At 36.5% G+C, this 23,793-nt stretch carries 24 protein-coding genes; 3 read left to right on the plus strand and 21 right to left on the minus strand.

The features are described 5' to 3' along the window. Positions 1–261 precede the first annotated feature (261 nt). Positions 262–1,053, plus strand: a complete 792-nt coding sequence (locus EKH84_RS01625) for a GNAT family N-acetyltransferase (RefSeq protein WP_127064868.1) — start codon at positions 262–264, stop codon at positions 1,051–1,053. A gap of 63 nt (positions 1,054–1,116) precedes the next feature. Here EKH84_RS01625 and EKH84_RS01630 read toward each other — a convergent pair whose 3' ends face one another. Further along, entirely contained in the window at positions 1,117–1,650 is a 534-nt protein-coding gene (locus EKH84_RS01630; RefSeq protein ID WP_127064869.1) for a cysteine hydrolase family protein, read from the minus strand. Positions 1,651–1,985: 335 nt separating this feature from the next. On the opposite strand from EKH84_RS01630, the gene EKH84_RS01635 reads away from it, so the two are divergent. Then, on the plus strand, positions 1,986–2,336 hold the full coding sequence (locus tag EKH84_RS01635) for a thioredoxin domain-containing protein (RefSeq protein ID WP_013659024.1): 351 nt from the start codon (positions 1,986–1,988) through the stop codon (positions 2,334–2,336). Positions 2,337–2,548: 212 nt separating this feature from the next. Here EKH84_RS01635 and EKH84_RS01640 read toward each other — a convergent pair whose 3' ends face one another. The 19 genes from EKH84_RS01640 to EKH84_RS01730 all read right to left on the minus strand — a co-directional run bounded on the left by EKH84_RS01640 (position 2,549) and on the right by EKH84_RS01730 (position 21,127). After that, a complete protein-coding gene (locus EKH84_RS01640) occupies positions 2,549–4,339 on the minus strand; it encodes an ABC transporter ATP-binding protein (RefSeq protein ID WP_243118667.1) in 1,791 nt (596 codons plus the stop codon). A gap of 10 nt (positions 4,340–4,349) precedes the next feature. Next, positions 4,350–6,059: an ABC transporter ATP-binding protein gene (locus EKH84_RS01645; protein WP_127064870.1), complete on the minus strand. Its 1,710-nt coding sequence runs from the start codon at positions 6,057–6,059 to the stop codon at positions 4,350–4,352. 1,429 nt (positions 6,060–7,488) lie between these two features. Then, complete coding sequence (locus tag EKH84_RS01650; RefSeq protein WP_127064871.1) at positions 7,489–7,956, minus strand: cupin domain-containing protein; 468 nt, start codon at positions 7,954–7,956, stop codon at positions 7,489–7,491. Continuing rightward, entirely contained in the window at positions 7,957–9,048 is a 1,092-nt protein-coding gene (eutH, locus tag EKH84_RS01655) for an ethanolamine utilization protein EutH (RefSeq protein WP_013659028.1), read from the minus strand. Between the two features lie 40 nt (positions 9,049–9,088). Further along, entirely contained in the window at positions 9,089–9,637 is a 549-nt protein-coding gene (locus EKH84_RS01660; protein ID WP_013659029.1) for a BMC domain-containing protein, read from the minus strand. After that, positions 9,630–9,905, minus strand: coding sequence for a EutN/CcmL family microcompartment protein (locus tag EKH84_RS01665; protein ID WP_127064872.1), 276 nt, complete (start codon positions 9,903–9,905; stop codon positions 9,630–9,632). Before EKH84_RS01665 ends, EKH84_RS01660 begins: the two co-directional genes overlap by 8 nt. 14 nt (positions 9,906–9,919) lie before the next feature. Beyond that, positions 9,920–10,573, minus strand: a complete 654-nt coding sequence (locus EKH84_RS01670; protein WP_127064873.1) for a hypothetical protein — start codon at positions 10,571–10,573, stop codon at positions 9,920–9,922. Between the two features lie 19 nt (positions 10,574–10,592). Beyond that, positions 10,593–11,216, minus strand: coding sequence for an ethanolamine utilization phosphate acetyltransferase EutD (gene eutD, locus EKH84_RS01675; protein ID WP_127064874.1), 624 nt, complete (start codon positions 11,214–11,216; stop codon positions 10,593–10,595). Between the two features lie 56 nt (positions 11,217–11,272). Beyond that, the gene (locus EKH84_RS01680) at positions 11,273–12,040 is read right to left on the minus strand and encodes a cobalamin adenosyltransferase (RefSeq protein WP_127064875.1); all 768 of its coding nucleotides are present in this window, start codon (positions 12,038–12,040) and stop codon (positions 11,273–11,275) included. Positions 12,041–12,157: 117 nt separating this feature from the next. After that, on the minus strand, positions 12,158–12,448 hold the full coding sequence (eutM, locus tag EKH84_RS01685) for an ethanolamine utilization microcompartment protein EutM (RefSeq protein WP_013659034.1): 291 nt from the start codon (positions 12,446–12,448) through the stop codon (positions 12,158–12,160). A gap of 69 nt (positions 12,449–12,517) precedes the next feature. Further along, positions 12,518–13,993, minus strand: coding sequence for an acetaldehyde dehydrogenase (acetylating) (locus EKH84_RS01690; protein ID WP_127064876.1), 1,476 nt, complete (start codon positions 13,991–13,993; stop codon positions 12,518–12,520). A 36-nt stretch (positions 13,994–14,029) separates the two neighbouring features. After that, positions 14,030–14,632 carry a BMC domain-containing protein gene (locus EKH84_RS22695; protein WP_127064877.1) on the minus strand — a complete coding sequence of 201 codons (603 nt, stop codon included), beginning with the start codon at positions 14,630–14,632 and terminating at the stop codon, positions 14,030–14,032. Position 14,633: 1 nt separating this feature from the next. After that, positions 14,634–15,287, minus strand: a complete 654-nt coding sequence (gene eutL / locus EKH84_RS01700; protein WP_127064878.1) for an ethanolamine utilization microcompartment protein EutL — start codon at positions 15,285–15,287, stop codon at positions 14,634–14,636. 15 nt (positions 15,288–15,302) lie between these two features. After that, on the minus strand, positions 15,303–16,226 hold the full coding sequence (gene eutC / locus EKH84_RS01705; RefSeq protein ID WP_127064879.1) for an ethanolamine ammonia-lyase subunit EutC: 924 nt from the start codon (positions 16,224–16,226) through the stop codon (positions 15,303–15,305). Between the two features lie 17 nt (positions 16,227–16,243). Beyond that, positions 16,244–17,608, minus strand: coding sequence for an ethanolamine ammonia-lyase subunit EutB (locus EKH84_RS01710; protein WP_127064880.1), 1,365 nt, complete (start codon positions 17,606–17,608; stop codon positions 16,244–16,246). Positions 17,609–17,621: 13 nt separating this feature from the next. Then, positions 17,622–19,067 carry an ethanolamine ammonia-lyase reactivating factor EutA gene (eutA, locus tag EKH84_RS01715; protein WP_127064881.1) on the minus strand — a complete coding sequence of 482 codons (1,446 nt, stop codon included), beginning with the start codon at positions 19,065–19,067 and terminating at the stop codon, positions 17,622–17,624. A 71-nt stretch (positions 19,068–19,138) separates the two neighbouring features. Beyond that, positions 19,139–19,588: a EutP/PduV family microcompartment system protein gene (locus EKH84_RS01720; RefSeq protein ID WP_127064882.1), complete on the minus strand. Its 450-nt coding sequence runs from the start codon at positions 19,586–19,588 to the stop codon at positions 19,139–19,141. Between the two features lie 3 nt (positions 19,589–19,591). Beyond that, the gene (gene eutS, locus EKH84_RS01725; protein ID WP_127064883.1) at positions 19,592–19,948 is read right to left on the minus strand and encodes an ethanolamine utilization microcompartment protein EutS; all 357 of its coding nucleotides are present in this window, start codon (positions 19,946–19,948) and stop codon (positions 19,592–19,594) included. A 48-nt stretch (positions 19,949–19,996) separates the two neighbouring features. Further along, entirely contained in the window at positions 19,997–21,127 is a 1,131-nt protein-coding gene (locus EKH84_RS01730; protein ID WP_127064884.1) for a 1-propanol dehydrogenase PduQ, read from the minus strand. Positions 21,128–21,332: 205 nt separating this feature from the next. On the opposite strand from EKH84_RS01730, the gene EKH84_RS21800 reads away from it, so the two are divergent. Then, complete coding sequence (locus EKH84_RS21800; protein WP_190283453.1) at positions 21,333–21,716, plus strand: hypothetical protein; 384 nt, start codon at positions 21,333–21,335, stop codon at positions 21,714–21,716. 263 nt (positions 21,717–21,979) lie between these two features. On the opposite strand, the gene EKH84_RS01735 is transcribed toward EKH84_RS21800, so the two are convergent. Continuing rightward, entirely contained in the window at positions 21,980–23,464 is a 1,485-nt protein-coding gene (locus EKH84_RS01735; RefSeq protein WP_127064885.1) for an amidohydrolase family protein, read from the minus strand. Positions 23,465–23,793 lie beyond the last annotated feature (329 nt).

Raw genomic sequence — 23,793 nt, forward strand, 5'->3', positions numbered from 1 at the left:
AGCTTCACAAACCTCTACATCTATATTTTCCTCTCTATATCCCCAACATGATACATATTAAAGCAATATTCAGGTACTGCGCAAACACAGCTTAACCTCTCCTTTCACAGTTGTATAACTTTGTAACTAAACCTACTTTACATATTCCTGTAAGGTTAGAGTCAATATATTTTTATTTATTTATAATTGTAGTTATATGTTTGACAACCATTTATGTTAGTGATAGTATAGATGAAATTACTCAAAAACGGGGGGATATCTATGATTCGTAAATTAGTAGAAGCAGACCGTGCACAGACTTTAGCTTTTCTTAGCGCAGAGCCTGCTATTAATCTTTTTATGATTGGTGATATTGAACAAGATGGGTTTGATAAAGACTTTCAAGAGTTTTGGGGAGATTTTAATGATTTAGGTGAACTAGATGGTGTACTTGTTCGTTATAATCAATTTTATATTCCTTACTATAAAGCTCTTGACTTTAATCCATTACCATTTGTAGAAATTATTAAATCAGATGCAAACCATGTGGGTATTTCCGGAAAAGAAAGTGTTCTTAACTTGTTTAAACCTTATTTTAATACCTATCACTACAAGAGTACTTACTTTTGTGAACTTAAAACAGCTGATAAGCTCAAAGTTGTTAGCCTCCCTATAAAAGTTGCCATTCCTGAGGATGCTTCTCGTATCTGTGAACTATTAAATGAGATTGAAGAATTTAGTGAATCTCCTTCTAAGCCAGAATCATTAGAACGTATTATTCGTTCTGGTGCCGGTCGTGTTTATTATACAGAAACAGAAGATGGTATTCTTAAAAATGTGGTACAAACTACAGCTGAAAACTCTATGTCTGCTATGATCATAGGTGTTGCTACACGTAAAGCTTATCGTAATCAAGGGCTCATGTCTGACTCACTTTCTAAACTTTGTAGAGATCTTATTGAAAATGAAGGTAAATCACTTTGCTTATTCTATGATAATCCAGAAGCAGGTAAAATTTATCACCGTCTCGGATTTGAATCTATCGATAAATGGACAATGCTCTTTAAAGCTTAAGGCTTTAAAGAGCATTGTTTTATTGTAAATATCTATTCTATTAATAATTTCATCTAATAAGAATTACTTCTTTAACTCTTCTTCTAATTCTTCTATTGATTGTACTGTAGCAAAACGTTTATTCCAAACTTTATAGTTGTAAAACTCATATAGCTTTTTACCAGGTAAATACTCATTATCAAAGGTCATATTCGTTTCCTCTGGAATAATAAGTTGATAGCCATGTTCAAAAGCAGCTTTACAAGTTGTATCAATACAGTATTCTGTCTGCATGCCTACTAAAATAATGTTTTTTACTTGCTTGCTATCAAGATACGCTTTTAACCCTGTATGTAAAAAAGCACTATTATACTGCTTTTCAAAAATACGTTCTTCTTTCATGGGCTTAATTTCATTATAAATCTGCCATCCTGGAGTCCCTTGTTCAAGGTTACTCCCCTCTCCATCATCATGACGCACATAGACCACCTCTACTCCATTTGCTCTGCAGAGCTGAAGAAGGTAAGCTATGTTACCTATGACCCTTTCTTTATTATATGGACCTGCTTCAACAAGTGCTGTTTGAACATCAACTACTAATAATACTATATTTTTCATATTTCTCTCCCTTTATATCTTTTGATAGTGCCAGCTTTATCACTATCCTCTTGTATTTGATTACCTATAGATTAAGAGCTCAAACTATTTCTCCAACAAAATAGCGATACTCTTTTTTAAGTTATAAGTCTAATCTCTTCTTTTTAAACATAGTTACTATCTCTTCATTTTACCCCTTAATTAATATATTTTCATTCATTATTATGTATGATTTATATCATAATGGGTATCATACATTATATATTCTTCGCGGCAAAGCACTCAGATGAGAATACAAATGTTTGATGACATCATTTAGTTTTGATATAATATGCTAAAAACCTAGGAGGACCAAAATGTTTGAACAAGCTACATACGAAGAAGATGTGAAATCATTTAAGAAAATATTTTCTACAGAAGCAGATCAATTACTGTCTAAAGAAGAATTAGCTATTGTTTATATTGGTCGTGCAACATGCCCATTCTGTCGTAAGTTTGCTAGAAAATTAAGTGGATTGACTAATGAAATTAACCAGGCTATTTATTATATAGAAAGTGATAATGCTCTAGATAAGGAAATTAACTCATTTAGAGAAAAATATAATATTCTAACTGTACCAGGCTTTATTGTCAGTCATAATGGACAAGTAGAAGTGCGTTGTGATTCTTCAACTCCTGAGGCAGAAATATTAGCTATGATAAAATAAATACTCAAGTATAATTTAAATCCTTATTTGATTTAAATAGCAGTCAGAAAAGTCTATATGTATATCATGCGAAATCTCCTATGAGGATAGGATAAAAATAGCATTATATACTATATGATACATATCATTTTCCAGCGTGAGATCATGGCAATGGTCTCACGCTTTATTTTTGTTCTGTTATATCAATCTGTTACACCAAATAGTTACTAGTACTATGCTCCAATTTGCGTCTGATACATCCTATTGTATATCCCTTGCTTTTCTAAAAGTTCCTCATGATATCCCATCTCTGCAATCTCACCTTTTTCAAGAACGATAATATAGCAGTCTCTAATAGTCGATAAGCGATGGGCAATAAAGATAGAAGTTCTTCCTGTTGTAAGTGTCTTGATGGCTTCTTTAATCTTTCGTTCAGTACGTGTATCAACTGAGCTAGTAGCTTCATCTAAAATCATAATCGGTGCATTGGCTAGAATAGCCCTTGCAATGGTGATTAGCTGTTTCTCTCCTTGACTTAAGGAGTTGGCTTCTGACCCTATGATGGTATGATATTGATTAGGAAGCCTTTGAATAAAGTCATGGGCATTAGCACTTTTGGCAGCTGCTATGACTTCTTCATCTGTAGCACTTGGTTTGCCATACCTAATATTTTCTAGAATGCTCATAGGGAAAAGAGCTGCATCTTGAAGTACGACGCCAAAGCAATCCCTAAGGTCTTTTCTTCGATAATTCCTTATATCTTCTCCATCTAAAAGAATTCTGCCGGAACTTACATCATAAAATCTAGTAAGCAAACTAATAATCGTCGTTTTACCTGCTCCCGTAGAACCAACAATGGCCACTCTTGTACCTGGCTCTATATTTAGATTGATAGACTTAAGAATAGGCTGCCCTTCTTCATAACCAAAGCATACATCCTCAAAGCTAATCTCTCCTCTTGGCTTTGCCAGAGCTTTGGCTCCTTGTACATCTTCTAGCTCTACTTCTTCATCAAAAATTTCAAAGATACGCTCTGCACCAGCCACAGCTGTTTGTAAAATATTATAAATGTTGGCAACTTCATTGAGTGGACGTGTAAACTGCTTTGCATAAAGTAAAAAGCTTGAGATAATCCCTACTGTAATAACACCCTTTGTAGCCATCAAGCCTCCTACTACTGCTATAAATATAAAACATAGGTTATTGATAACATTCATAAGTGGCATTAAAAATCCTGACCATATCTGCGCTTTAATAGCTACTGCTGCTAGCTTATCATTTACCTCTTCAAACTCTTCTATCAAGGCTTCTTCCCTACCATAAGCCTTAACAATCATAGTACCTGAGATACTTTCTTCGATATGGCCATTAAGGCGTCCTAATGCCTCTTGCTGTTTCCTAAAAAGTATTCTCGTTCTTTTAGTGATACTCTTGGTTAAAAGATAAATAAGTGGGCCTGCCACCAAGGTTACTCCTGTTAATGGAATATTTAAAGAAAGCATCACTAAAAATACACCAACTATGGTGAATACTAATTGCATCAGCTGGGTCAGTGAGTCTGATATAGTTGTACTAATATTATCGATATCATTGGTTAACCTACTCATAAGATCTCCATTTTGCCTTTTGTCAAAAAAGGCAAGGGGCAAATGATTAAAGTGAATAAACAATACTTTACGAATGTACTTAATCATTCTTTGTGAAACAACTGCCATAGCATAGCCCTGAATGAATTTAATGAGATAATCCCCTACATAAAAAGCAGCTAATACTATTAATAATATAAGACTAGGGTTTCTTCCTTCTATTGAATCCACTACCTTACCTATTAAATAAGGTGTTACCATTACAATAATAGCTGCAAAGCCTGATAACATAAAAATTAACCCTAGCCCTTGCCTTTGTCCCTTTGTAAGTTCCCATAATCTTTTTAATGTTCCCTTGAAATTCTTAGGTTTTACAACGGTACCTAAACTTCTTTTCCAAGTTGAACCAGTGTTGGCCCCCATAGGATTCTTTTGCATATCAGCCAACCTATTCACCTCCTATCTGTGACTCATAAATCTCATGATAAATAGAACACTGCTCCATCAATTCATCATGAGTTCCTTTTCCTACTAACTTTCCATTTTCCAAGCATAGAATATAATCTGCTTTCATAACCGTTGAAATCCTCTGGGTAATTAAGAAGGTTGTCATACCTTTTGCATAAGTGCTAATCCCTTGAAGCACCTTGGCTTCAGTAGTAGCATCTAGTGCACTGGTACAATCGTCTAATATTAAGATTTCTGGATCTTTAACTAACGCTCTAGCTAACGAAAGTCTTTGCTTTTGCCCACCTGAAAGATTAATACCTCCTTGCCCCAAGACAGTTTGTAATCCTTGATCTAAATCTGCTATAAATCCCTCACACTGAGAAATGCGGATCGCTTCCTTTAACTTTTCTTCTGAAACTCCTGGCTGTCCCCATCTTAAGTTACTTTCAATCGTTCCACTAAATAAAAGAGCCTTTTGAGAAACTAAAGCCATCTTTTCACGTAGAGCTTTTAGCTTTACTTCTTTGACATCCTGCTTACCTACTTTTATCTTGCCGCCAGTTGTATCATAAAAACGAAGTAATAGTTGAGTCAATGTGGTTTTCCCTGAACCTGTAGAACCAATAATACCACAGGTCTTTCCTCTAGGAATGTGAAAAGTCATATGCTCTAAGGTATATTCTTTGGTAGAAGGATAATGAAAGCTTACGTCCTCAAAAGAAATACCTTCAGCTAAATCTATTTCTTTGTCCTTGGTGGTCTCTATCATGGCAGGCACTTCCTCTAATACTTCTTTTACACGGCTAGCAGAAGCATTAGCACGTATCATATTATTTAAAATATTAGATACCATTCCCAACGCAAATAATACCTGGGTCATATAGTTAACACTGGCCATGAGTTTTCCTATTTCTATATCTCTCCCCTCATAACCTGCTGTCCAAAGTAAAACTACAATACCAAGGTTAACGACTAGGCTAATCAGTGGATTAAATACTGCATTGACTCTCATAGCACTTTGATTAGCTACTGCTAATTCATCTGCCACCTCTCCAAACCTCTCCTTTTCTTGTTCTTCTTGCCCAAAAGCTTTTACAACACGCACCAGATTAAGATACGAACGGCTTACATCATTTAAGGCATCCAGTTTAATCTGTACTTTTCTAAATCTAGGATACCCTAATTTCATATTGCCAATAATAAGCACCGTAGCTATGACTAAAATACAAACGACTACTGGTATTTGTGCAGGTGTCTGGATAATAATAAATCCTATGGCTCCTATACAAATAATCGGCGCCTTTACTAGTATTCGCATACAGCCATTAATAAAATTTTGAATTTGAGCCACATCATTAGTAATACGTGTAATAAGCGAAGCTGTTTCTAAGTGGTCTATATTTTCAAAAGAAAAACTTTGAATTTTACGGTAAAGTTCCGAGCGCATTTCTTTTCCTATAGTCTGCGAAATATGCCCCGCAAAGTAATTCCGTCCTACTGCTCCTGCCGCACCTATAAGTGCAATTCCTAACATCATCATTCCTAGCTTTAACACCAATGTAGCATTACCACTAGCTACTGCATCATCTACTATTTTAGACATCATCATGGGCTGCATTAAATCACAAAAAGATTCAATGACCAAAAATAAAATTGCTAGACAAAATCCCATTAAATGTCTACGTATGTAAGAAATAATTAACTTCAATGCCAATCCTCCTTTGTAGTCGATATAATTATGTATTTTTATTTGATCTTATCCTTCATTATAGATATAACGTAATTATACAATTGCTCTTATAAATAGAAATTTGCCTTGGACTTTACGGGCTATTTGGGCGGAAGTGAGAGAGGGTGGCTACCTGCCGTGGTTCCGCTCCGTATTTTCAGTAGGCACTAAGCTCACTTTTTTGGATGAACGCCCACAAACTCGGTTCCCTCAAACACGTGGACTAAGTACCATCCAAAACGTTCGCTAAGTGCCTACTGAAAATACTCCGAAGTCACCCCGTCAGGCAGCCACCCTCTCTCACTTCTACCAACAATAACGCGTAGAGACACTCTCCTTAAGTGTTTGCCAAAGAGAAGAAAGATTCCTTACTAACAACTACTTTTGAATTAAAATGAGCGTTCAATACCCTAATGAGAAATGCAAAAGAGAAATAATAATAATTTATCCATTTTTATTAGGGATTCGGCTTCTTGGCTACATATATATAAGTGTAAAAACAAAATCAATAACTTCCCTCGGCATAATTACCACAGCTTCAACCTGAGGAACTGACCGGGCCTCGTAAGTCTCAATCTATCGTTATAGGTACCTCTGGCTCTAAGGAAAATGTTCACTGGTGCGCTGCAAGGAAGGCGCCACTTATAAGTTGTTTTAAAGGTTTTTATACTTAGCATTACCAAACAAAGTTTTAAACCAGAGTCTTAAGGTCTTAGCTTCCTAGCATAGGGTGCACCGGCCAAGACTTTAAGGAGCTCCTCACTCATTGGTTTAGCTTTCATAGCTAGTCTTAGTAGGCACTAAGCTATAACGCATACGTGCTGAGGAGCCATATTGCGCTTTGATTAGAGCCTATTTAGCTAGCCACGAAAGTTAATTACCAGAGTCTGGACCAAGGAAACACATCTTCAAGTATATACAGTACTTGGAGATGTGCTTTTTTACGTTCTCTAACTGCTATTAATTAACACGCTCTGTCGTTACGCCTTCTTTCCAGGCTCTCTTAATGTCGGTGGTATTTATAAGGTCAATAATGCTTGTAAGAAATGAGAGGAGAGAGCTATCTGGAAGGGTGACTTGGGAAAGTTTTTTAGAGGCACTTGGCGAGTGTTTTGGATGGTTTTTAGTGCGAGTGTTTGACCAACGGGAGTTTTCGCACGTTCATCCAAATAAAGGAGCCTAGTGCCTCTAAAAACCTGAACCGGAACACTGGAAGATAGCCCTCTCCTCTCATTTCCGCCCAGCAGCATTCCTCATAAACGCCAAGGCAAATTTCTATTTGTATTTCTTATATTTACATCCTAAGTTTATTCCTTATTTATATTATAGCTCAATTTTCCCTTTAAAGCTGTTCTAAAATAGCAAAAGAGGATGCCCTTAAGCATCCTCCTTTGCTATTTCCCATATTTTAAGCTTGTCCTGCCCAGTCGGCTGGGTAAGTCACATATATAAATCTGGCATAATGAGGCACAGAGAATTTAATACTAGAACCTTTTGGTATAAGAATTAATTCTCCTGCATTGGCAGTTACTGTTTCTCCATTAATGATAATACTTAAACTGCCTTCAATGACATAGTCTATTTCATCATAGTTTAATGTCCAATCAAAGGTAGTTGATTTCATTTCCATCACACCACAGCCTAGCCTTGGGCTTTCTTGTAAAGTAAATAAATCTTTTGTATAAACTATATCAGCAGCCACGCCTGTATCAAGGCGGTTACTTTCGTCTACTTTTACAGTTGGCACCTTAACAGACATTACACCAGAAGAGGTTACTTGTCTTGAAAAGTCCACATGATTGCAACTTCCTGCTCCTAGTTTTTCTACAATGATTTGTTTAATAAGTGTCTCTAAAGTTGAGCGATCTATATCCATCTATGCCTTTTCCTTTCCAAGTGTTTTATTGGCAATAAACATAGCTACAATAATAGCTGTAATACCCCCTACTAACTTTCCTACTATCATAGGGAATATCATTTCTGGATTAAAGCCAGCGGTAAAACCTAGGTGATCTCCAAATACAAAAGCTGCAGATACTGCAAATGCAACATTTAGAATCTTCCCTCTTGCATCCATATCCTTCATCATGCCAAACATAGGAATACTATTAGCTAAACTCGCTACAAGGCCAGCTGCTCCCACATCATTCATTCCTAATACCTTTCCTAATTTCATTAGAGGTGTCTTAAAGACTTTCGTAATGACATACACTAATGGAAATGCACCAGCTAATACAATCGCAATGTCTGCTACAATAGTAAAACCTTCCGAAATAGGTGTCATACCAGGAATAATAACAATACCTGTAAGCTGCTCAATAATACCTAACGCAAGACCAAAGATAATAACAGCTACTACGAACTTTCCGAAGTAAGTAAAACCTTTAATCATACCATTTTCAAAAAAGAATAGTCCCAAAGCGATAAGCACTGCAAAAATAATGATTGGAATAAGATTCATAATAACCATCATGATTGGAAAACCTGCTACAAGTCCTCCCACAAAGGCCCCTATAGGAATTGTAATAACTCCTGCTAGGACTCCTGTTGCCAAATATTTACGATCTGACTCTTCAATAATGCCTAGCCCTACTGGAATAGTAAATACAATTGTTGGCCCAAGCATAGCACCTACGATAAGGCCTCCAAATAGTCCTGCATTAGGATCTATAGCTAAAGCTTCAGCAAGAGGTGCTCCTCCCATATCATTTGCCAAAATAGAACCTGCAAACATAGCTGGGTCAGCCCCTAAAAATCCGAATAAAGGAACAATAACTGGCTTAAGTAGCTCTGCAATAACAGGTGCTAATGCTATAATACCAACCATAGATATGGCTAGTGTTCCTATAGCCATAATCCCTTCTTCAAACTTCTCTCCTAACCCGAACCGATTACCTATAATTTTATCTATAGCTCCAAGCACTGCAAAAATCACCATGATATAAACAATGATTTCGTTTATACTCATAAAAAACGCCTCCATTTATTTGGATTATCATTAGATACTTTCAGATTAAGTATTTTTTAATCTCCTTACTGGGAGATGGAATAATAGCTGTATTGGAATACTCATTCTCACTTAATATGTTCTTAATTTCCAAGAAACCATATTCAATACTACTAACAGGACCTGTTATAGTAAAAACTAATCTGCCACTAATACATTGTGCTAATTGCATTTTAATAAGTCTAACATCACTAGCTTTTAAAACGCGGTCCAGTGCTACAATTCCCGTACAAACCTTATTAGTTTCTACAACACCTATTGCATCTATTATTTCCTTAGTTACATACTTATTTTTAAAAGCATCTATAATAACAGGAGATACTGCATGTAGTTTAAAACTATCTACTAAAATTCTAGCAACTTGGCTCTTTCCATGATCAATAGCCTCATCTACCGCGCCCTCATCTCCTGTTACAATAATTAAAAATTTACCAGGGCAAATGGTTCTACAATAAATAATTTCAACATTTGCCTTTTTTACTATTTGGTCAGAAATCTCAATTCCTTTACTAATACTCCTAAATTCAAGTGCACCTATGCTTCTATTCATTTTCCTCTACCTCTATAGAATCCACTATACCAACAACGGCTGAATCAATAGGACAATCCGGATTACCTACTGCATAACGTGCAGAACCACCTCTTACCACTAACACCAAATCACCTACTCCTGCACCAATAATATCTGCTGCTACAATAAGCTCTGGGTTTTCCTTTCCTTGTTCTAGAAGTATCTTAAGAACAAGGAATTTCTGACCATTTAACTGTTCATCCTTCTTAGTGGCCCATACACGCCCTATAACCCTGCCTATTTCCATAGCTTCTGCATCTCCTATACTCTTTTAATCTCAATATGATGCTTTCGTATATAATCATCTGCTAGCGGGGTAATAATGCAGCCTTTTGAAATAGTAACAATACAAATTCCTTCAAGATGTTTCTTAATAAGGTCTGCCTCTAAAAGTAACTTTTTATAAGTCATATCAAAGTTAACATTACCTGTAATGGGTTTTGGTGCTTTGTGATTATCTCTAGACTTTGCACTATTAAGTAATTCATCTAAATGACTAATACACTGAATACCATAGTTTTTAATCTTATCTTCGTAATCCATTAAAAGTGTGTATAGAGCTTTATGCGCATTTTCTTTGTAACGCCTGTATTCTATACCTTCTTCTAGCATATAAACCTGTTTCTCATTTAAAAGAGCTTTTAATATAAGACTTTCCTCTTCTGTAACAGGCGAGCTAGTAGCTAAATGGCCTAGCATCTCTATAGTAAGCTTAGTAATTACTATCCCTTCATAGCTTTCCTCGCTATTCTTATAAACACTACACTTATAAGCTTGCTTTAAATACTTTAAACCTACATCGGGCATGGGGCCAATAAATATCAGCTTCTTTAATGAAGTTTGTTCATTACATTTATCCTCTAGCCTTTTATAAACTTCATTCAAAATTTCATCTATCAAGGTTTGATTGTACACGCTCCCACCCCTTCTCATTTTATTTAATAATCATACCTAAGGTACCTTTAGTAAAACCACATGCATTTGCTTCATCATAGTCAATATGGATATATGTTCTAAAATCCTTACTTACACGCACTACTAAATCATCAAAAATAAGTGGTCTTGCTCCAAAAACTTTTACTTTTACAATCTCACCATCTGTTACATGGAATCTGTTTGCATCCTCTGGTGTAATATGCATATGCCTTTTAGCTACAATGAGTCCTTGTGAAAGCTTTACCTGTCTATCTCCATTACTCACTGTAATCTCAGGTGTTCCTGTAATATCTCCACTTTGCCTAATAGGTGCTTTAATTCCTAGGACTAAGGCATCTGTTAAGGAAATCTCCACCTGAGAGGCTTTTCTTTCTGGACCTAATACAACTACATTCTTTAAACTTCCTTTTGGTCCGGAAACGGTAACACGTTCACTACAAGCATATTGTCCTGGCTGAGATAATTCCTTTACGGGTGTAAGCTTATAGCCTACGCCGAATAATGTATCTACATCTTGTCTTGAAAGATGCACATGTCTACCAGAGGCTTCTACTTCAATAAACAATTGCTTTTTTAAGGCTTCTACTATGGTGTCTACTAATTGGTCTACTGATGCTGACATATAATCTCCCTTCTCTATACTGAATTCATTTCATTGATTTTATAAACTTATAAAACTTATGCGTTAGTTTTATATTTACCTGCTAAATATTTAAACATCATAACCCAGAATAATGAGGATAAACGGTTTAAAGACTTAATAATATCTTCTCTACTAACTTGCCCATACTCATCTTTAAAAGCTTTGTAGGCAATAAGCTCTGTTTCACGTGTTAAGGTTCTTAGTTTATTAAGATAAGCTACCATTTCACCTTGCTTATAATTAGGTAAAAAATGACTTATACCATAATATTTACTTGGATGATGGGAGTGTTCTCTAAGCTCTTTAGCATCTAAGCCTTGCAATGTAAATTCACCTATTGGTTCACCACACACTTCATTTCTTAATAACCTTCTAATGAACTTAATAATTTCTTCAAGGTCTTTTATCATCTGAGGCAAGTGCTGCTTTTCTGCAGATATCTGTGTCATGACTATTTCTGCCTCTAAGCTATCTATCGCACCTCTAAAAGCAATGCGAGGATGATCTTTAAATACCAATAGGTTGCCTCTAAGGTGTGTCATATGCTCAGGTTTCTCGTTTAATTTAGCACCAAAGATAGTCTCATAGACTTCTGTTTCATCTGCTGCTATATACTCTTCACTCACCTTCGTCACCTCTCCTACGGGATTATCTTCCATCTTCATTTCAATGCCTTTTTCTAATAAATAAGTTCTAGCTGAAGGTGTAATGATTTTATTACGTGGAACAACTATTTGACCTTTTTCTTTTAGCTGTCCACTTGCAAGCATTTGTCTTACATCATTTTCTGTTAATACGGACACTTACTCACCTTCTTGCCCTATAATATAGTCTGCTACCTTGTTATAGAAAGAGGTTACCTAGATATAACTCTAGGTATCCTCTTCTTACCCTTAAAGGGCTTTTCCTATAGGAGCGTCTTATGCTTGTGCATGACTATGTGGCAAGATAACGTCAACTTCTGAATGAGGTCTTGGAATAACATGCACAGAGATTAGTTCTCCTACTCTTTCTGCTGCTGCTGCCCCTGCATCTGTAGCTGCTTTCACAGCACCTACATCTCCTCTTACCATTACAGTCACGAGGCCACCTCCAATTTGCTCTTTACCAACTAAAGCAACATTGGCCGCCTTTACCATGGCATCAGCTGCTTCAATTGCGCCAACTAAACCTTTTGTTTCAATCATTCCTAATGCATTTGTATTTGCCATTTTATTTTCCTCCTATAAAGTATAGTGTCATCTATTACACTACATCCTTAGTATTCTACTTTTCGCTAATTATATTAACTCTTTCATAATCCTTCTTACGATTTCATCTACTAAACTCTTCTCACAACAGCTATTACCAATATTTGACGAAGAACAACCAACTCCGGCTTCTTGTCTTAGTGTTTCTATTTCCTTTATTCCATAGGCTACACGTCTAATATTAATAAGATCCATAGGACCAATGTTATTAGAAGAGGAACTACCACCTACTGCCCCACAACCTAAGGTAAGTGCTGGGAATAAGTTAGTTGTACCACCAACACCACCTAATGAACCCATGGTATTGACTAAAATACGTGATGCTGGAATATGGAGTGAAAAATGTTTTACTAGCTCCTCATCATTAGCATGCATACAGAAAGTATGCCCTTTCCCTTCTAAATGAAGGATTTCTTGTGACTTTTTAAGCACAGCATCTACATTTTCTTCTACATAAAAGGCAAGGATAGGTGCTAACTTTTCTCTTGAATAAGGATATTCATGACCAACATTTATTTCCCTTCCAATCAGTACACGAGCTGCACTTGGCACTTTGGTAAGTCCTGCTAGTTTGGCAATGTGTTCTACACTCTTTCCTACAATTTGAGGGTTCATTGTACCATTTGCTCTTAAAATAAATTTAGCAAGTTGTTTATTCTCTTGTTCATCTAAGAAATAGCCTCCCTGAGCTTTAAACTCAGCAATTACTTTTTCTTCCATACATCTTTCAACGATAACAGATTGTTCTGAAGCACAAATGGTACCATTATCAAATGTCTTGGAATCTATAATGCGTTTAACAGCTAGTTTAACATCTGCACTTTTATCAATAAAAGCTGGCCCGTTTCCTGCACCTACTCCAATAGCTGGTGTTCCTGAAGAATAAGCAGATTTCACCATACCTGGTCCACCAGTTGCTAAAATGAGTTTCGTATTAGGATGTTTCATAAGTTCTTGTGTTGCATGTAAAGTTGGAAGCGTAATAGTGGAGATTGCTCCTTTTGGACAACCTGCAGCTTCTGCTGCTCTTGTTAATATATCTACTGTTTCTTTAATACAGTTTCTCGCACTTGGGTGCGGAGAAAAAACAATACAGCTACCTGCTTTAATGGAAATAAGTGTTTTGTACATAATTGTAGAAGTAGGGTTAGTAGATGGTACAATCCCTGCAATAACCCCTACAGGTACACCTATATCTAAGATTTTTTCTTCTTTGTTATCTCTTAAAATACCAATTGTCTTTTGATCTTTGATAGCTTCATAAATACCTTTTGATCCAAAGATATTCTTAATTACTTTATCTTGCCAACGTCCAAAACCTGTTTCTTCATTTGCCATCTTTGCTAACTTTTCAGCATTGGCAGCTCCTGCATCTGCAATAGCTTTTACAATCTTATCGATTTGACATTGACTAAAGGTAGATAATACCTCTTGCGCTTTTTGTGCTTCTATTAAAAGGTTTCTAACCTCTTGAATGGATTGTAAGTCTTTATCTATTAGTTCCATTGGGGCCTCCTTACTTAGTTGTCATCTATAGTTTGTTTATTTTCTAGCCTCAGTTATCATCTTAATCAGCTCTGACTTTTTAGCTTCTTTTAATTGCTTGATAGGCACATTGATCCCCAAAGCCTTAATAAGTGCTCTCAGCTCAGTATTACTTTTTTTACTAAGGTCCTCAGCACTTACTATGTCTTCATTAGTAGTCTGCCCTACTCCAGTCTCCGTATCATCATTTAATATATCTGATTCTGGGATCGAGGCATTGCCTTCTATACTTTGAGCTTGTTGTGCCGTTTTCACAGGCTGTATCTCTTCTTGCTGATACATACTAAATTCAGGCGTACTTTCCTTGTTAGTTTTGGTTTCCATTGCTCTTGATTGTATTACCTTTCCAATCAAGCTTTCATCTACTCTAGGGATAACATGAGTTGCCCTAACCTTACCAATCCTTTCAGCTGCTTGACCACCTGCCTGCACCGCTGCTGTGATAGCTCCTACATCTCCAAAAAGTTGTACTGTCATAATGCCGCTTCCAACTTTTGACACACCACTTAGTTGAACATTAGAAGCTTTTAATGCGGCATCCGCTGCTTCTATTGCAGCAGGATAACCAATTACTTCTATGAGGCCTAATGCTTGCATCATCTTAATAATCCCTTGGGTTATCTGCTACAGCTTTTATGGCTTCAGCAAATGCAGCACATGCGGCATGACATGCAGATTGAGTACCTGTAAGAAGCCCTCCACCAAAGTTTGTTTCTGAAGGTGGCCCAAAGAATTCAACTAGTTTAACATCTGCAGCTTTCATAGCAGCATCAAGTCCATATATTGCTTCCATTGGAGGAGCAATTAAATAAGCAAGTGGCTCTCCTTCTTCAATACCTGCCACTTTAGATAGATATGAACCTGTACGAGATACTGTATGCGCATAATAGACAATAGAATCATCTTCATTGGCACTTATAAAACAAGCATCTGACCCAAAGAAGTCTAAAGCCGCCTTAAGACCACTTCTTACCTCTGCGGGGCTTGGTCCACCAATAATACCAATGACTTCACCAGCTAATTTTGTAGAAGCATTACCTGCTCCTGCATACATAGAACGTGCATAAACGACTTCAACATCTGCATCCTTAGTTGCTTCATCTAATGCAGTATACGTCACATCATCACTGTCGGCAGTAATGATTCCTATACTTTTATGATTTGGTCCTAATTCTAATTTTGCTGCAAGCTCTGCACTGACATTAGAAATGACACGTACACCAAGTACATTAGCTCGCATTTTATCGTTTTTCATTATGACTGCCTCCTTCTACTTTAAGTCGATACCAGATGCTTTTTTATCTAACATAGTTTTAATTAATTCAGCCGCATGAGCTCCTGCTTCTACTGCTGTGGTACCACCTTTGTGTATATTAGAAATAACCGTTCTCTTAGCTTCTGGCAAACCATGTTTAGGCTTGTAGGCTATATAAGCTGACATAGATTCTGCAGTTACAAGACCAGGTCTTTCACCAACTAACATACAAATAACATCTGCTCCAGTTACCTCGCCAATAGCATCCATAGCTCCAACTCTGGCATATTTTATAAATAAGATCTCTGGTACAGTAATACCATACATCTGTAAGCCTTGTTTAATAGCTGGGATAGCATCTTCTACGTTTGCTTCAATAGCTGAAGAAGATAGGCCATCACCTACCACTATTAATACCTTTGGATTATTGCCACAGGTCTTCTTAATAATTTCTAACTCCTCTGGTCCAAATCTTCTTCCTAAATCAGGTCTAGTTAAATATTCATCTTTATCCTTACATAGGGTTTTGACGAAAACGAAATTATTCTTTTTAACAAAGTCTTCTGATACATCATTAAAAACTGCATCTTGCGCAGCAGCGTGGTCTGCTCTTACACGAAGCATGGTAATTGTTTTATAACGTGCACCTGCTTTACCTACACCTAATCTAGCTGGTGTTTTAGCTTTCATTGCTAAATAACCTTCTTTATCCTTTGCATGATCTACTAAAAATTGCTTCTTAATATCAATCTTTGTAATGTCAGGAATGCATCCATTAGGGTCAATAGTAGTTGTCTTTGTTTCATTACTTGCTGCTTGTACAATGGATGCAGCTGGTGTAGTTGGAATAGTAACACTACTACCCGTCGCACTAGAGTCTTTTCCAACCATTTGTTCTACTAGTTGTTCTACCATTTTTCTTAAATCTTGTTCGTTCATCATTTTGCCTCCTTATCCTAGAATAATATTGATGCGTCTCCGGCTCTTTCAGTTAAACGGCCTTTTTCATCTACAAAGCCCATCTTAACTAGCCATTCATGGAAAGGCTTAATAGCTGTGAGTCCGAACATTTCTCTAAGTGCTGCTGTTTCATGGAAACCTGTAGTTTGATAGTTAAGCATAACATCATCACCATGAGGAATACCCATGAAATAGTTGCAGCCTGCTGTTGTTAATAAAACAGATAAATCTTCAATAGAGTTTTGGTCAGCTTTCATATGGTTGGTATAACATGCATCACACCCCATAGATACTCCTGTTAGTTTTCCCATAAAGTGGTCTTCAAGTCCTGCTCGGCTTACTTGGCGACCATCATATAAATATTCTGGTCCAATGAAACCTACTACAGTATTAACAATGAAAGGTTGAAAACGTTTAGCAAAGCCATAGCATCTTGCTTCCATTGTTACTTGATCTGTATCATGATGTGCTTCTGAGGAAAGCTCTGAGCCTTGACCGGTCTCAAAGTACATAACATTAGGTCCTTCTGCAGTTCCTTCTGATAAAGCAAGCTGTCTTGCTTCTTCTATAGTAGCTGCATTAAATCCAAAGGCTTCATTTCCCTTTTCTGACCCTGCAATAGATTGGAAAATAAGGTCTGTTGGTGCGCCTTTGCGAATAGCATCCATTTGAGTTGTAACATGGGCAAGTACACAAGTTTGAGTTGGAATTTTAAACTTTTGTTTAATTTCTTCAAAGCGTTTGAGTACACGCACAACACTTTCTGTAGAATCATCTACTGGGTTAAGTCCAAGTAGTGCATCTCCAGCCCCATAGGTTAAACCTTCTAATAACGAAGCCATAATACCATCAGGGTCATCTGTTGGATGGTTTGGTTGAAGTCTGGAAGAAAGTGTTCCTGGTTCACCAATTGTTGTATTACAGTGAGCAGTTATGCGAATTTTGCTTGCTCCATAAATAAGGTCCATATTGGACATTAGTTTAGCTACAGCAGCTACTATTTCTGAAGTAATCCCTCTAGATGCCCTGCGAATATCTGCACCTGTCGTTTTTTCATCAAGAATCCATTCTCTAAATTCTGCTACTGTCATATGCTTAAATTCGTTATAGATCTTTTCATTAACATCATCTTGGATAATACGAGTAACCTCATCAAGTTCATAAGGTACTGCTGGATTGTTTCTAAGATCTTCTAGTGTAATGTTAGCTAATACGACTTTTGCAGCTACTCTTTCTTCTGCACTGCTTGCTGCTAGACCTGCTAATTTATCTCCTGACTTTTCTTCATTGGCTTTTGCCATTACCTCTTTAAGTGATTTGAACTCGTAGGTATGTCCAAATAATTGAGTCTTTAAAATCATAAAGGTACTCCTTTCAATTAAATACTAATGTTTTAACAACTACAGGAAGCACTGTTCCTTCTGCAATAGGATTGCCTATATCAATGTAATCACCATTATCTAGCTTTACACTATCTAGACAGATTACATCTTTCTTGAAACTTAGTTTGTTGTACATAGTCTGTCCTAATACCTTTGCCATATCCTTTTCTACAATTAAAATGAGGGGTAATTCCCTTTCAATAAGTTCCTGCATACCTTCTACTAACCCTTCTGCATATGCTTGTACTTCCTTGAAACTAGGATTTTCTTTTCCTTCTATAGCAATGGCTACCCTTTGCAAGTCTCCTTCTAATTTAAACCATTCTAATTTCTTCTTAACGGCCTCTGCTAGCACAATAGAGCCACTACTTTCATCCTCATAAGCCATTTTTAGAATAGGTAAATTCTTAATAGGAAAAGCATTTTTTGTGTAGGTAATAGTACTGCCACTTATTTCCGTAGTATGTGTTCCTGCACCAACTACAGTTGCTCTTATAGTCTCTGTACTTTTTATAACCTTTAATTTGCTGCATAACTCAGACTGTCTAATAGACTCTCCTAACAGGATGCCTATATCCCCATACTCAAAATAGTCTCTTATAGGTCCTCGCTCTTTCTCATCGTAGTAAATATAATCTGCCACACCTCCTGAAAAAGATATACATTCCATAGGATTATCTAAAAGAATACTTTTATTAGTCACCATAAGTTTAAAGTCTTCATCTATAGGTACTAATCCAACACTTTGCATTAATACCTTTACCATTATGTCTATAATGGGTCTAAGATTATCTTTTGTAGCTATAGTTCCTATTTCTAACCCTAAATGGTATTTCTTCACTAGTGTTTCTAATTTAGGCGCAATATATGTTATTCTTTTAGAAATAACATCAACTTTTATTAATCTGCCGCCTATATCTAAACAACCAGTATCTTTTACATCTCCCCTTCTAAAGACGGCGAGGTTACTGGTTCCCCCGCCAATATCGATATTAACAACTACTGTATTATGTTCTTTTGAATAGATATGAGCACCTGCACCCTTACCTGATATAATACTTTCTAGGTCTGGTCCTGCTGTAGCCACTACAAAGTCCCCAGCAAACCCACTTAAGGTCGTTAATACTTCTTCTGCATTTTCTTTTCTGGCTGTTTCTCCTGTAATAATAACGGCCCCTGTATCAATGTCTTTTTTATCTACACCTGCGTTCTTATATTCCTTTTCAATGATTTCTCTCACTTTAGGTCCATCAATTTCTTTTAAAGAAACCAAGGGTGTAAAGTAAATGGGGCTTTTATAAATAATTTCTTTATCTACAATGACAATTCTCGGTACCGTATAGCTAGAAGCCATATTTTCGATAATGAGCTTTGAAAATATAAGCTGTGTTGTACTGGTTCCAATATCAATCCCTACACTTAGAAGTTCTTCTCTCATTCCCTCACTTCCTCCATTAATAATCTTTATCCCCTAAATCTCCTAAACCATTTAGGTCTACACACCTCTTACTATTCCTTAAGGCTTAAAAATTTTTCTAGATAAGTAAATAATTCTTCTATTCCTATGTCATCTACTGTATCTACCTTAAAAATTTTACTTACTCCGGCTGCTTTAAGACTTTCTTCTACCTTCTGAATTTGTGACTCATCTTCTACTAAGTTAATCTTAGTTATAATACCGATAAGTTCTTTCGCAAATGAACATGCAAAAGCAGGAGGAATAAAGTTATCTTCTGCTGTAGGATCTCCTATTAAAGCAATAATCTCTGCATCTACTGCCGTCATAATAAGAGCACTATAATAATTCCTATTTTCTAGATATTCTCCTGGTGTATCAATGGCATGATTGTATAACTCCACAGCTTGTGTCTTTTTGTACTTAATTTCTAGTTCATCAAGCTTTTGACATAGTGTTGTCTTTCCACAGCCTGTTCTACCCATAAAAATAACTCTGCTCATATCCTAAGTCCTCGTAATAGCTGTAGGTGTAAATCCTAGATTATTACTAAGCACATCTACAATATCTTTAAGTGCAGCTTCTACCGCACTAATATCACCACTTATAATAAGTGCCCCGCTAAAGCGGTCTATAAAACCAATAGCAATGTCTGATGCCTTAGTGGCTACATCTGCTGCAATAATAGCGCCTTCACTAGGTGTAATAGTTAAAATCCCAATAGCACTGATTTTCTCAGTAATAAGGCCTAGTTTCTTGTAGATATCTTGGGTAGGGTTAGCAATAATATGAGCTAGTGTAATTTGTTTTCCAGGTACAAATTCCTGAATAATGCGTTGTTTATCCTCTATATGAATAGCCATACTTTACCTCATTTTCTCCATTCATCCTTTTCTCTTCTAGATTGTTATTTAGCTTACCTTATAAATAATCTCTAAAATGTCTCCTGCTGTGGCAGTACGTGGATTGGTTACAATACATGCGTCCTCTAAAGCACCTTTTGCAATCTCTTGTTTAAGCTTGTTAATGTCCTCTAGAGAGACCTTACATTCTTGAAGACGCGTAGGCATCTTCATTTCATGTTGAAGTTTCGTAATGGCATGAATAAAATTCTTAACTAACATTCTAGTTGTGCTTCCTTCTATGCCCACTAACTTTGCTAACTGTGCATATTTTTTAGCTGCTATCGAATATTTATTAGGATTAAACCCTTCAATTTCACTATTAAACTCAATAACATAAGGTAGTAATATGGCATTAGTTCTACCATGTGGAATATGAAGCTTGCCTCCAATATTATGGGCAATCGCATGATTAATTCCTAATGAAGCTAGATTAAAGGCAAGTCCTGCAAGGCAAGATGCATTATGCATTTTTTCCTTTGCCTCTATATCTTCACTACTTCTATAAGACCTTAATAAATACTCAAAAACTAACTCTACTGCTTTCTCAGCTAGTGCATCAGAGAAATCTGTTGCTGCTGTGGATACATACGCTTCTATGGCATGAGTCAAAACATCCATACCTGTATCAGCTACAATACTACTCGGAACACTTTTCACAAGCTCTGGTTCTAAAATAGCTACATCTGGCAAGAACTCATCTGATACTAAAGGATACTTGATATGTTTAATCTCGTCTGTGATAACAGAAAAAGAGGTTACCTCTGAGCCTGTTCCACTAGTTGTAGGAACTGCTATAAACTGCATTTCCTTTAACTCTCCAAGTTTCCTTGAGAAATCCATAATAGCTTTTGCTGCATCAATGGCTGACCCACCACCTAAAGCAATGATTACTTCAGGCTTGTAAGAAGTTACGGCCTCAACTCCTTTTACAACAAGCTCCATAGGTGGATCTGGTACGATTTCACTAAATACTTCATACTGATTAGGTGATAAGTATTCTGTAATTTTATTAATCATTCCAGACTTAACCATGAAAGGGTCTGTCACAATAAATACACGATTCTTTCTTAATGTTTCAAGGTACGCAAGTGAACCTTGTCCAAATTTTACTTTTGTTTTTATTTCAAAAGTGTTCATCTTCATCCCATCCTATTCAAGTAGATTCAAGATTTCCTATATTAGACTATGTATTTTTGAGACATTTATACTTTTTACATCAAAACCAATAAATGCTCGAAAATTCAATTTTTGTTTTCGAATATAAATACACTCAATTTGCAGTCATAATATTACTTTTTCTCTAATAAACTATTAATAGAAAAGTGCAGGGAGTTTATGAAAAATGTCTGATATATTTGAGCGTTTAGGCATTCATAGAGTGCAACCACCCACAAGTTCACCTCCAAACTTTACTCCGAATAAAAATCAAGGTACAAAACTAGGACCTCCTAGGCCTCCTGGACCCCCTGGTCCTCCTGGCCCCCCCGGTCCTCCTGGATCTCCTCAAGCATTTGGTGGCGGTATTCAACCACTTGCAATTGATACAGGTGCCATATCCCCTTGTATTAATCGATTTGTTTATATATGGCCAACTAATGGCCCTGGTTTTTGGGCTTTTGTTACTTTTGTAGGCCCCCGCTCTCTTGCAGGTTGGAGACGAATGGGATGGCGTTGGCGATATTTTGGTATGGATCTACGAAGAATTGATTCATTTTATTGTGCATAAAAAAAAGCGATTACGTGAATTAAACTACGTAATCGCTTTTTTTTATGCACAGTTTATTTAAAAATACTTCTTACTAAACTATTACTTTCTTGTTATATATACTCTATATGACTATACTTAAATAAACATAAGATACAATTGGAAACTCCCCTTAGGGTTATTGATGGGCAAGAACTATATAAGATGCATAGGCACATAAATTTCCTACTTTGTATGTAAAGAACAATAACCCGATTGTAAATTTCTAAACTAAGAAAATTGGTTCACTCAGCATGAACACTGTAAACAATTTTACCGTCTTTTATGACAAACTCAACTTGATTTAAGTCAGATATATTCTTTAGTGGATTTGCACTCAGGATAACTAAATCAGCCTTTTTACCCAGGTCTATACTTCCAAGCTCATCAGCCACACCCAAGAGTTCGGCAGCATTTACTGTAGCAGTTCGAATAGCTTCATATTCATCCATTCCATGCTTCACAAATAACTCAAGTTCCTTGTACAGGAACCCATGGGGAACATATCCTGCACCTCCCATCCCCGCATCTACTCCTGCTACAATTCTCACTCCAGCTTTAATAGCATTTTCAAGATTAACAGGAAGATATGTTTGCCTATAATTAGGCATCTCATCATAAAACTTTACCCAAATCGGATCTGTTCCGGATTTTATGGCTTCCCTTTGCTTTTCTATAGCCTTTTTACCCATGGAATGATAAGGTTCTGGTACGGCCTCCTTCACTTCCTGTCTACTAAATAAGTCAGGGTTATCTATTAAATCTGACCAGTGTATAAAACAATATGCAGTAGGAACCCAACATACTCCATTTTCTTTCATTCGCTTGAATGTTGCCTCATCTATCAGCCCCAGTGGCGTATGCTCTATACTGTCTACTCCTACTTCAACTGCCTGCTTAATACCTTCAGGTAAGCAAATTGAATGTGCAGATACCTTCAATCCTTCTTTATGAGCTGATTCTGTAATGGCTTTCAATATCTCCGGAATCATACTTGCATCCAGTAGGCGCGGATCTACCTTTCTTTTTATATAAAACTCCCGACTCTCAGAATCATTTTCAATGAATGACAAAGATGTTCCTGGTGTGCTGGTTTTAATAAAATCCACACCGGCCTTCTTCAGCTTTTTAATGATTTCTAACACTTCTTGCGGCTCATCAATGTCAACTGATAATCCTTTAACACCAAAAATAAGGCTTAAAAATGATAATAAAACTGGAGGAGCTGGAATAAATCTCTTTATACTAAAATAACCATATGGCACTGATAAAGCAGGGCCGCTTGCTAAAATCCTAGGACCTATGTATTTTCCCTCGTTAATTTCGTCCCTAAATTTTAGAATATTGTACCCAAATGAACCAGGCATATTTCTTATTGTTGTGACACCTGATTTTAGCGTTAAGTGGGAGTGTCGTAGAAGCTTCTTTGTCATGGTTTCTGTATTGATTCTTCCATAATCGTCAACGCCCGGATGAGCCAGATGCACGTGGGCATCAATCAATCCCGGCAGAATATACCGTCCTGAAAGGTCTAAGACTTCTGCATCTTCAGGAATAGATATGGTTTCAGCGGACCCGATTTTATCGATCTTTCCACAACTGCAAATAATCGTACTGTTCTCATGAATAGCTTTCTCTAACACATTAATAATATTTACACCGGTTATAACCAATACTCTAGGCTGCTTATTGATGCTGGAAATAGTTTTCTCATCTTTTCTTTTTATCATATTTCTTCTCCCCCAAACTTATTCTTTTTGTGTTATATAAAGCAATGCTAAACCTAAAACCGTTTTCTCCATATACTTATTATCTTAACTAAGAGAATAGAGATGAAAAAACTTTTTGCACTTATTCACTATACTTTTCCTTTGCCATTTAGAATTTTAATATCTTGTAGCATTCTTACATTCTCTTATACGCATATATTTCATATTTTTAATTTTCTGAATTTTATCACACATCTTCTGTGGTGTCAACTGGATCTACTTTAAAATCACAGATTAGCCTTTGTAAAGTAAATTAAAGAGACTTTCCAAAGGGGACCTCTTACTCTATT

Origin of the sequence: Cellulosilyticum sp. WCF-2 (assembly GCF_003990395.1) — a bacterium.
Taxonomy (GTDB): domain Bacteria; phylum Bacillota; class Clostridia; order Lachnospirales; family Cellulosilyticaceae; genus Cellulosilyticum; species Cellulosilyticum lentocellum.

Coding starts and splice junctions, on each gene's coding strand:
- eutS (WP_127064883.1), bottom strand. CDS start 19,948: ATGGCTATTCATATAGAGGATAAACAACGCATTATTCAGGAATTTGTA.
- eutH (WP_013659028.1), bottom strand. CDS start 9,048: ATGAGTATAAACGAAATCATTGTTTATATCATGGTGATTTTTGCAGTG.
- eutC (WP_127064879.1), bottom strand. CDS start 16,226: ATGAACGAACAAGATTTAAGAAAAATGGTAGAACAACTAGTAGAACAA.
- EKH84_RS01660 (WP_013659029.1), bottom strand. CDS start 9,637: ATGAATAGAAGCATAGGTGCACTTGAATTTAGGAGTATTAGTAAAGGA.
- eutD (WP_127064874.1), bottom strand. CDS start 11,216: ATGTCAGCATCAGTAGACCAATTAGTAGACACCATAGTAGAAGCCTTA.
- EKH84_RS01640 (WP_243118667.1), bottom strand. CDS start 4,339: ATGCAAAAGAATCCTATGGGGGCCAACACTGGTTCAACTTGGAAAAGA.
- EKH84_RS01625 (WP_127064868.1), top strand. CDS start 262: ATGATTCGTAAATTAGTAGAAGCAGACCGTGCACAGACTTTAGCTTTT.
- eutA (WP_127064881.1), bottom strand. CDS start 19,067: ATGAGAGAAGAACTTCTAAGTGTAGGGATTGATATTGGAACCAGTACA.
- EKH84_RS01735 (WP_127064885.1), bottom strand. CDS start 23,464: ATGATAAAAAGAAAAGATGAGAAAACTATTTCCAGCATCAATAAGCAG.
- EKH84_RS01720 (WP_127064882.1), bottom strand. CDS start 19,588: ATGAGCAGAGTTATTTTTATGGGTAGAACAGGCTGTGGAAAGACAACA.
- EKH84_RS01650 (WP_127064871.1), bottom strand. CDS start 7,956: ATGGATATAGATCGCTCAACTTTAGAGACACTTATTAAACAAATCATT.
- EKH84_RS01710 (WP_127064880.1), bottom strand. CDS start 17,608: ATGATTTTAAAGACTCAATTATTTGGACATACCTACGAGTTCAAATCA.
- EKH84_RS01630 (WP_127064869.1), bottom strand. CDS start 1,650: ATGAAAAATATAGTATTATTAGTAGTTGATGTTCAAACAGCACTTGTT.
- EKH84_RS01730 (WP_127064884.1), bottom strand. CDS start 21,127: ATGAACACTTTTGAAATAAAAACAAAAGTAAAATTTGGACAAGGTTCA.
- EKH84_RS01635 (WP_013659024.1), top strand. CDS start 1,986: ATGTTTGAACAAGCTACATACGAAGAAGATGTGAAATCATTTAAGAAA.
- EKH84_RS01690 (WP_127064876.1), bottom strand. CDS start 13,993: ATGGAACTAATAGATAAAGACTTACAATCCATTCAAGAGGTTAGAAAC.
- EKH84_RS22695 (WP_127064877.1), bottom strand. CDS start 14,632: ATGATGCAAGCATTAGGCCTCATAGAAGTAATTGGTTATCCTGCTGCA.
- eutL (WP_127064878.1), bottom strand. CDS start 15,287: ATGAAAAACGATAAAATGCGAGCTAATGTACTTGGTGTACGTGTCATT.
- EKH84_RS21800 (WP_190283453.1), top strand. CDS start 21,333: ATGTCTGATATATTTGAGCGTTTAGGCATTCATAGAGTGCAACCACCC.
- eutM (WP_013659034.1), bottom strand. CDS start 12,448: ATGGCAAATACAAATGCATTAGGAATGATTGAAACAAAAGGTTTAGTT.
- EKH84_RS01665 (WP_127064872.1), bottom strand. CDS start 9,905: ATGGAAATAGGCAGGGTTATAGGGCGTGTATGGGCCACTAAGAAGGAT.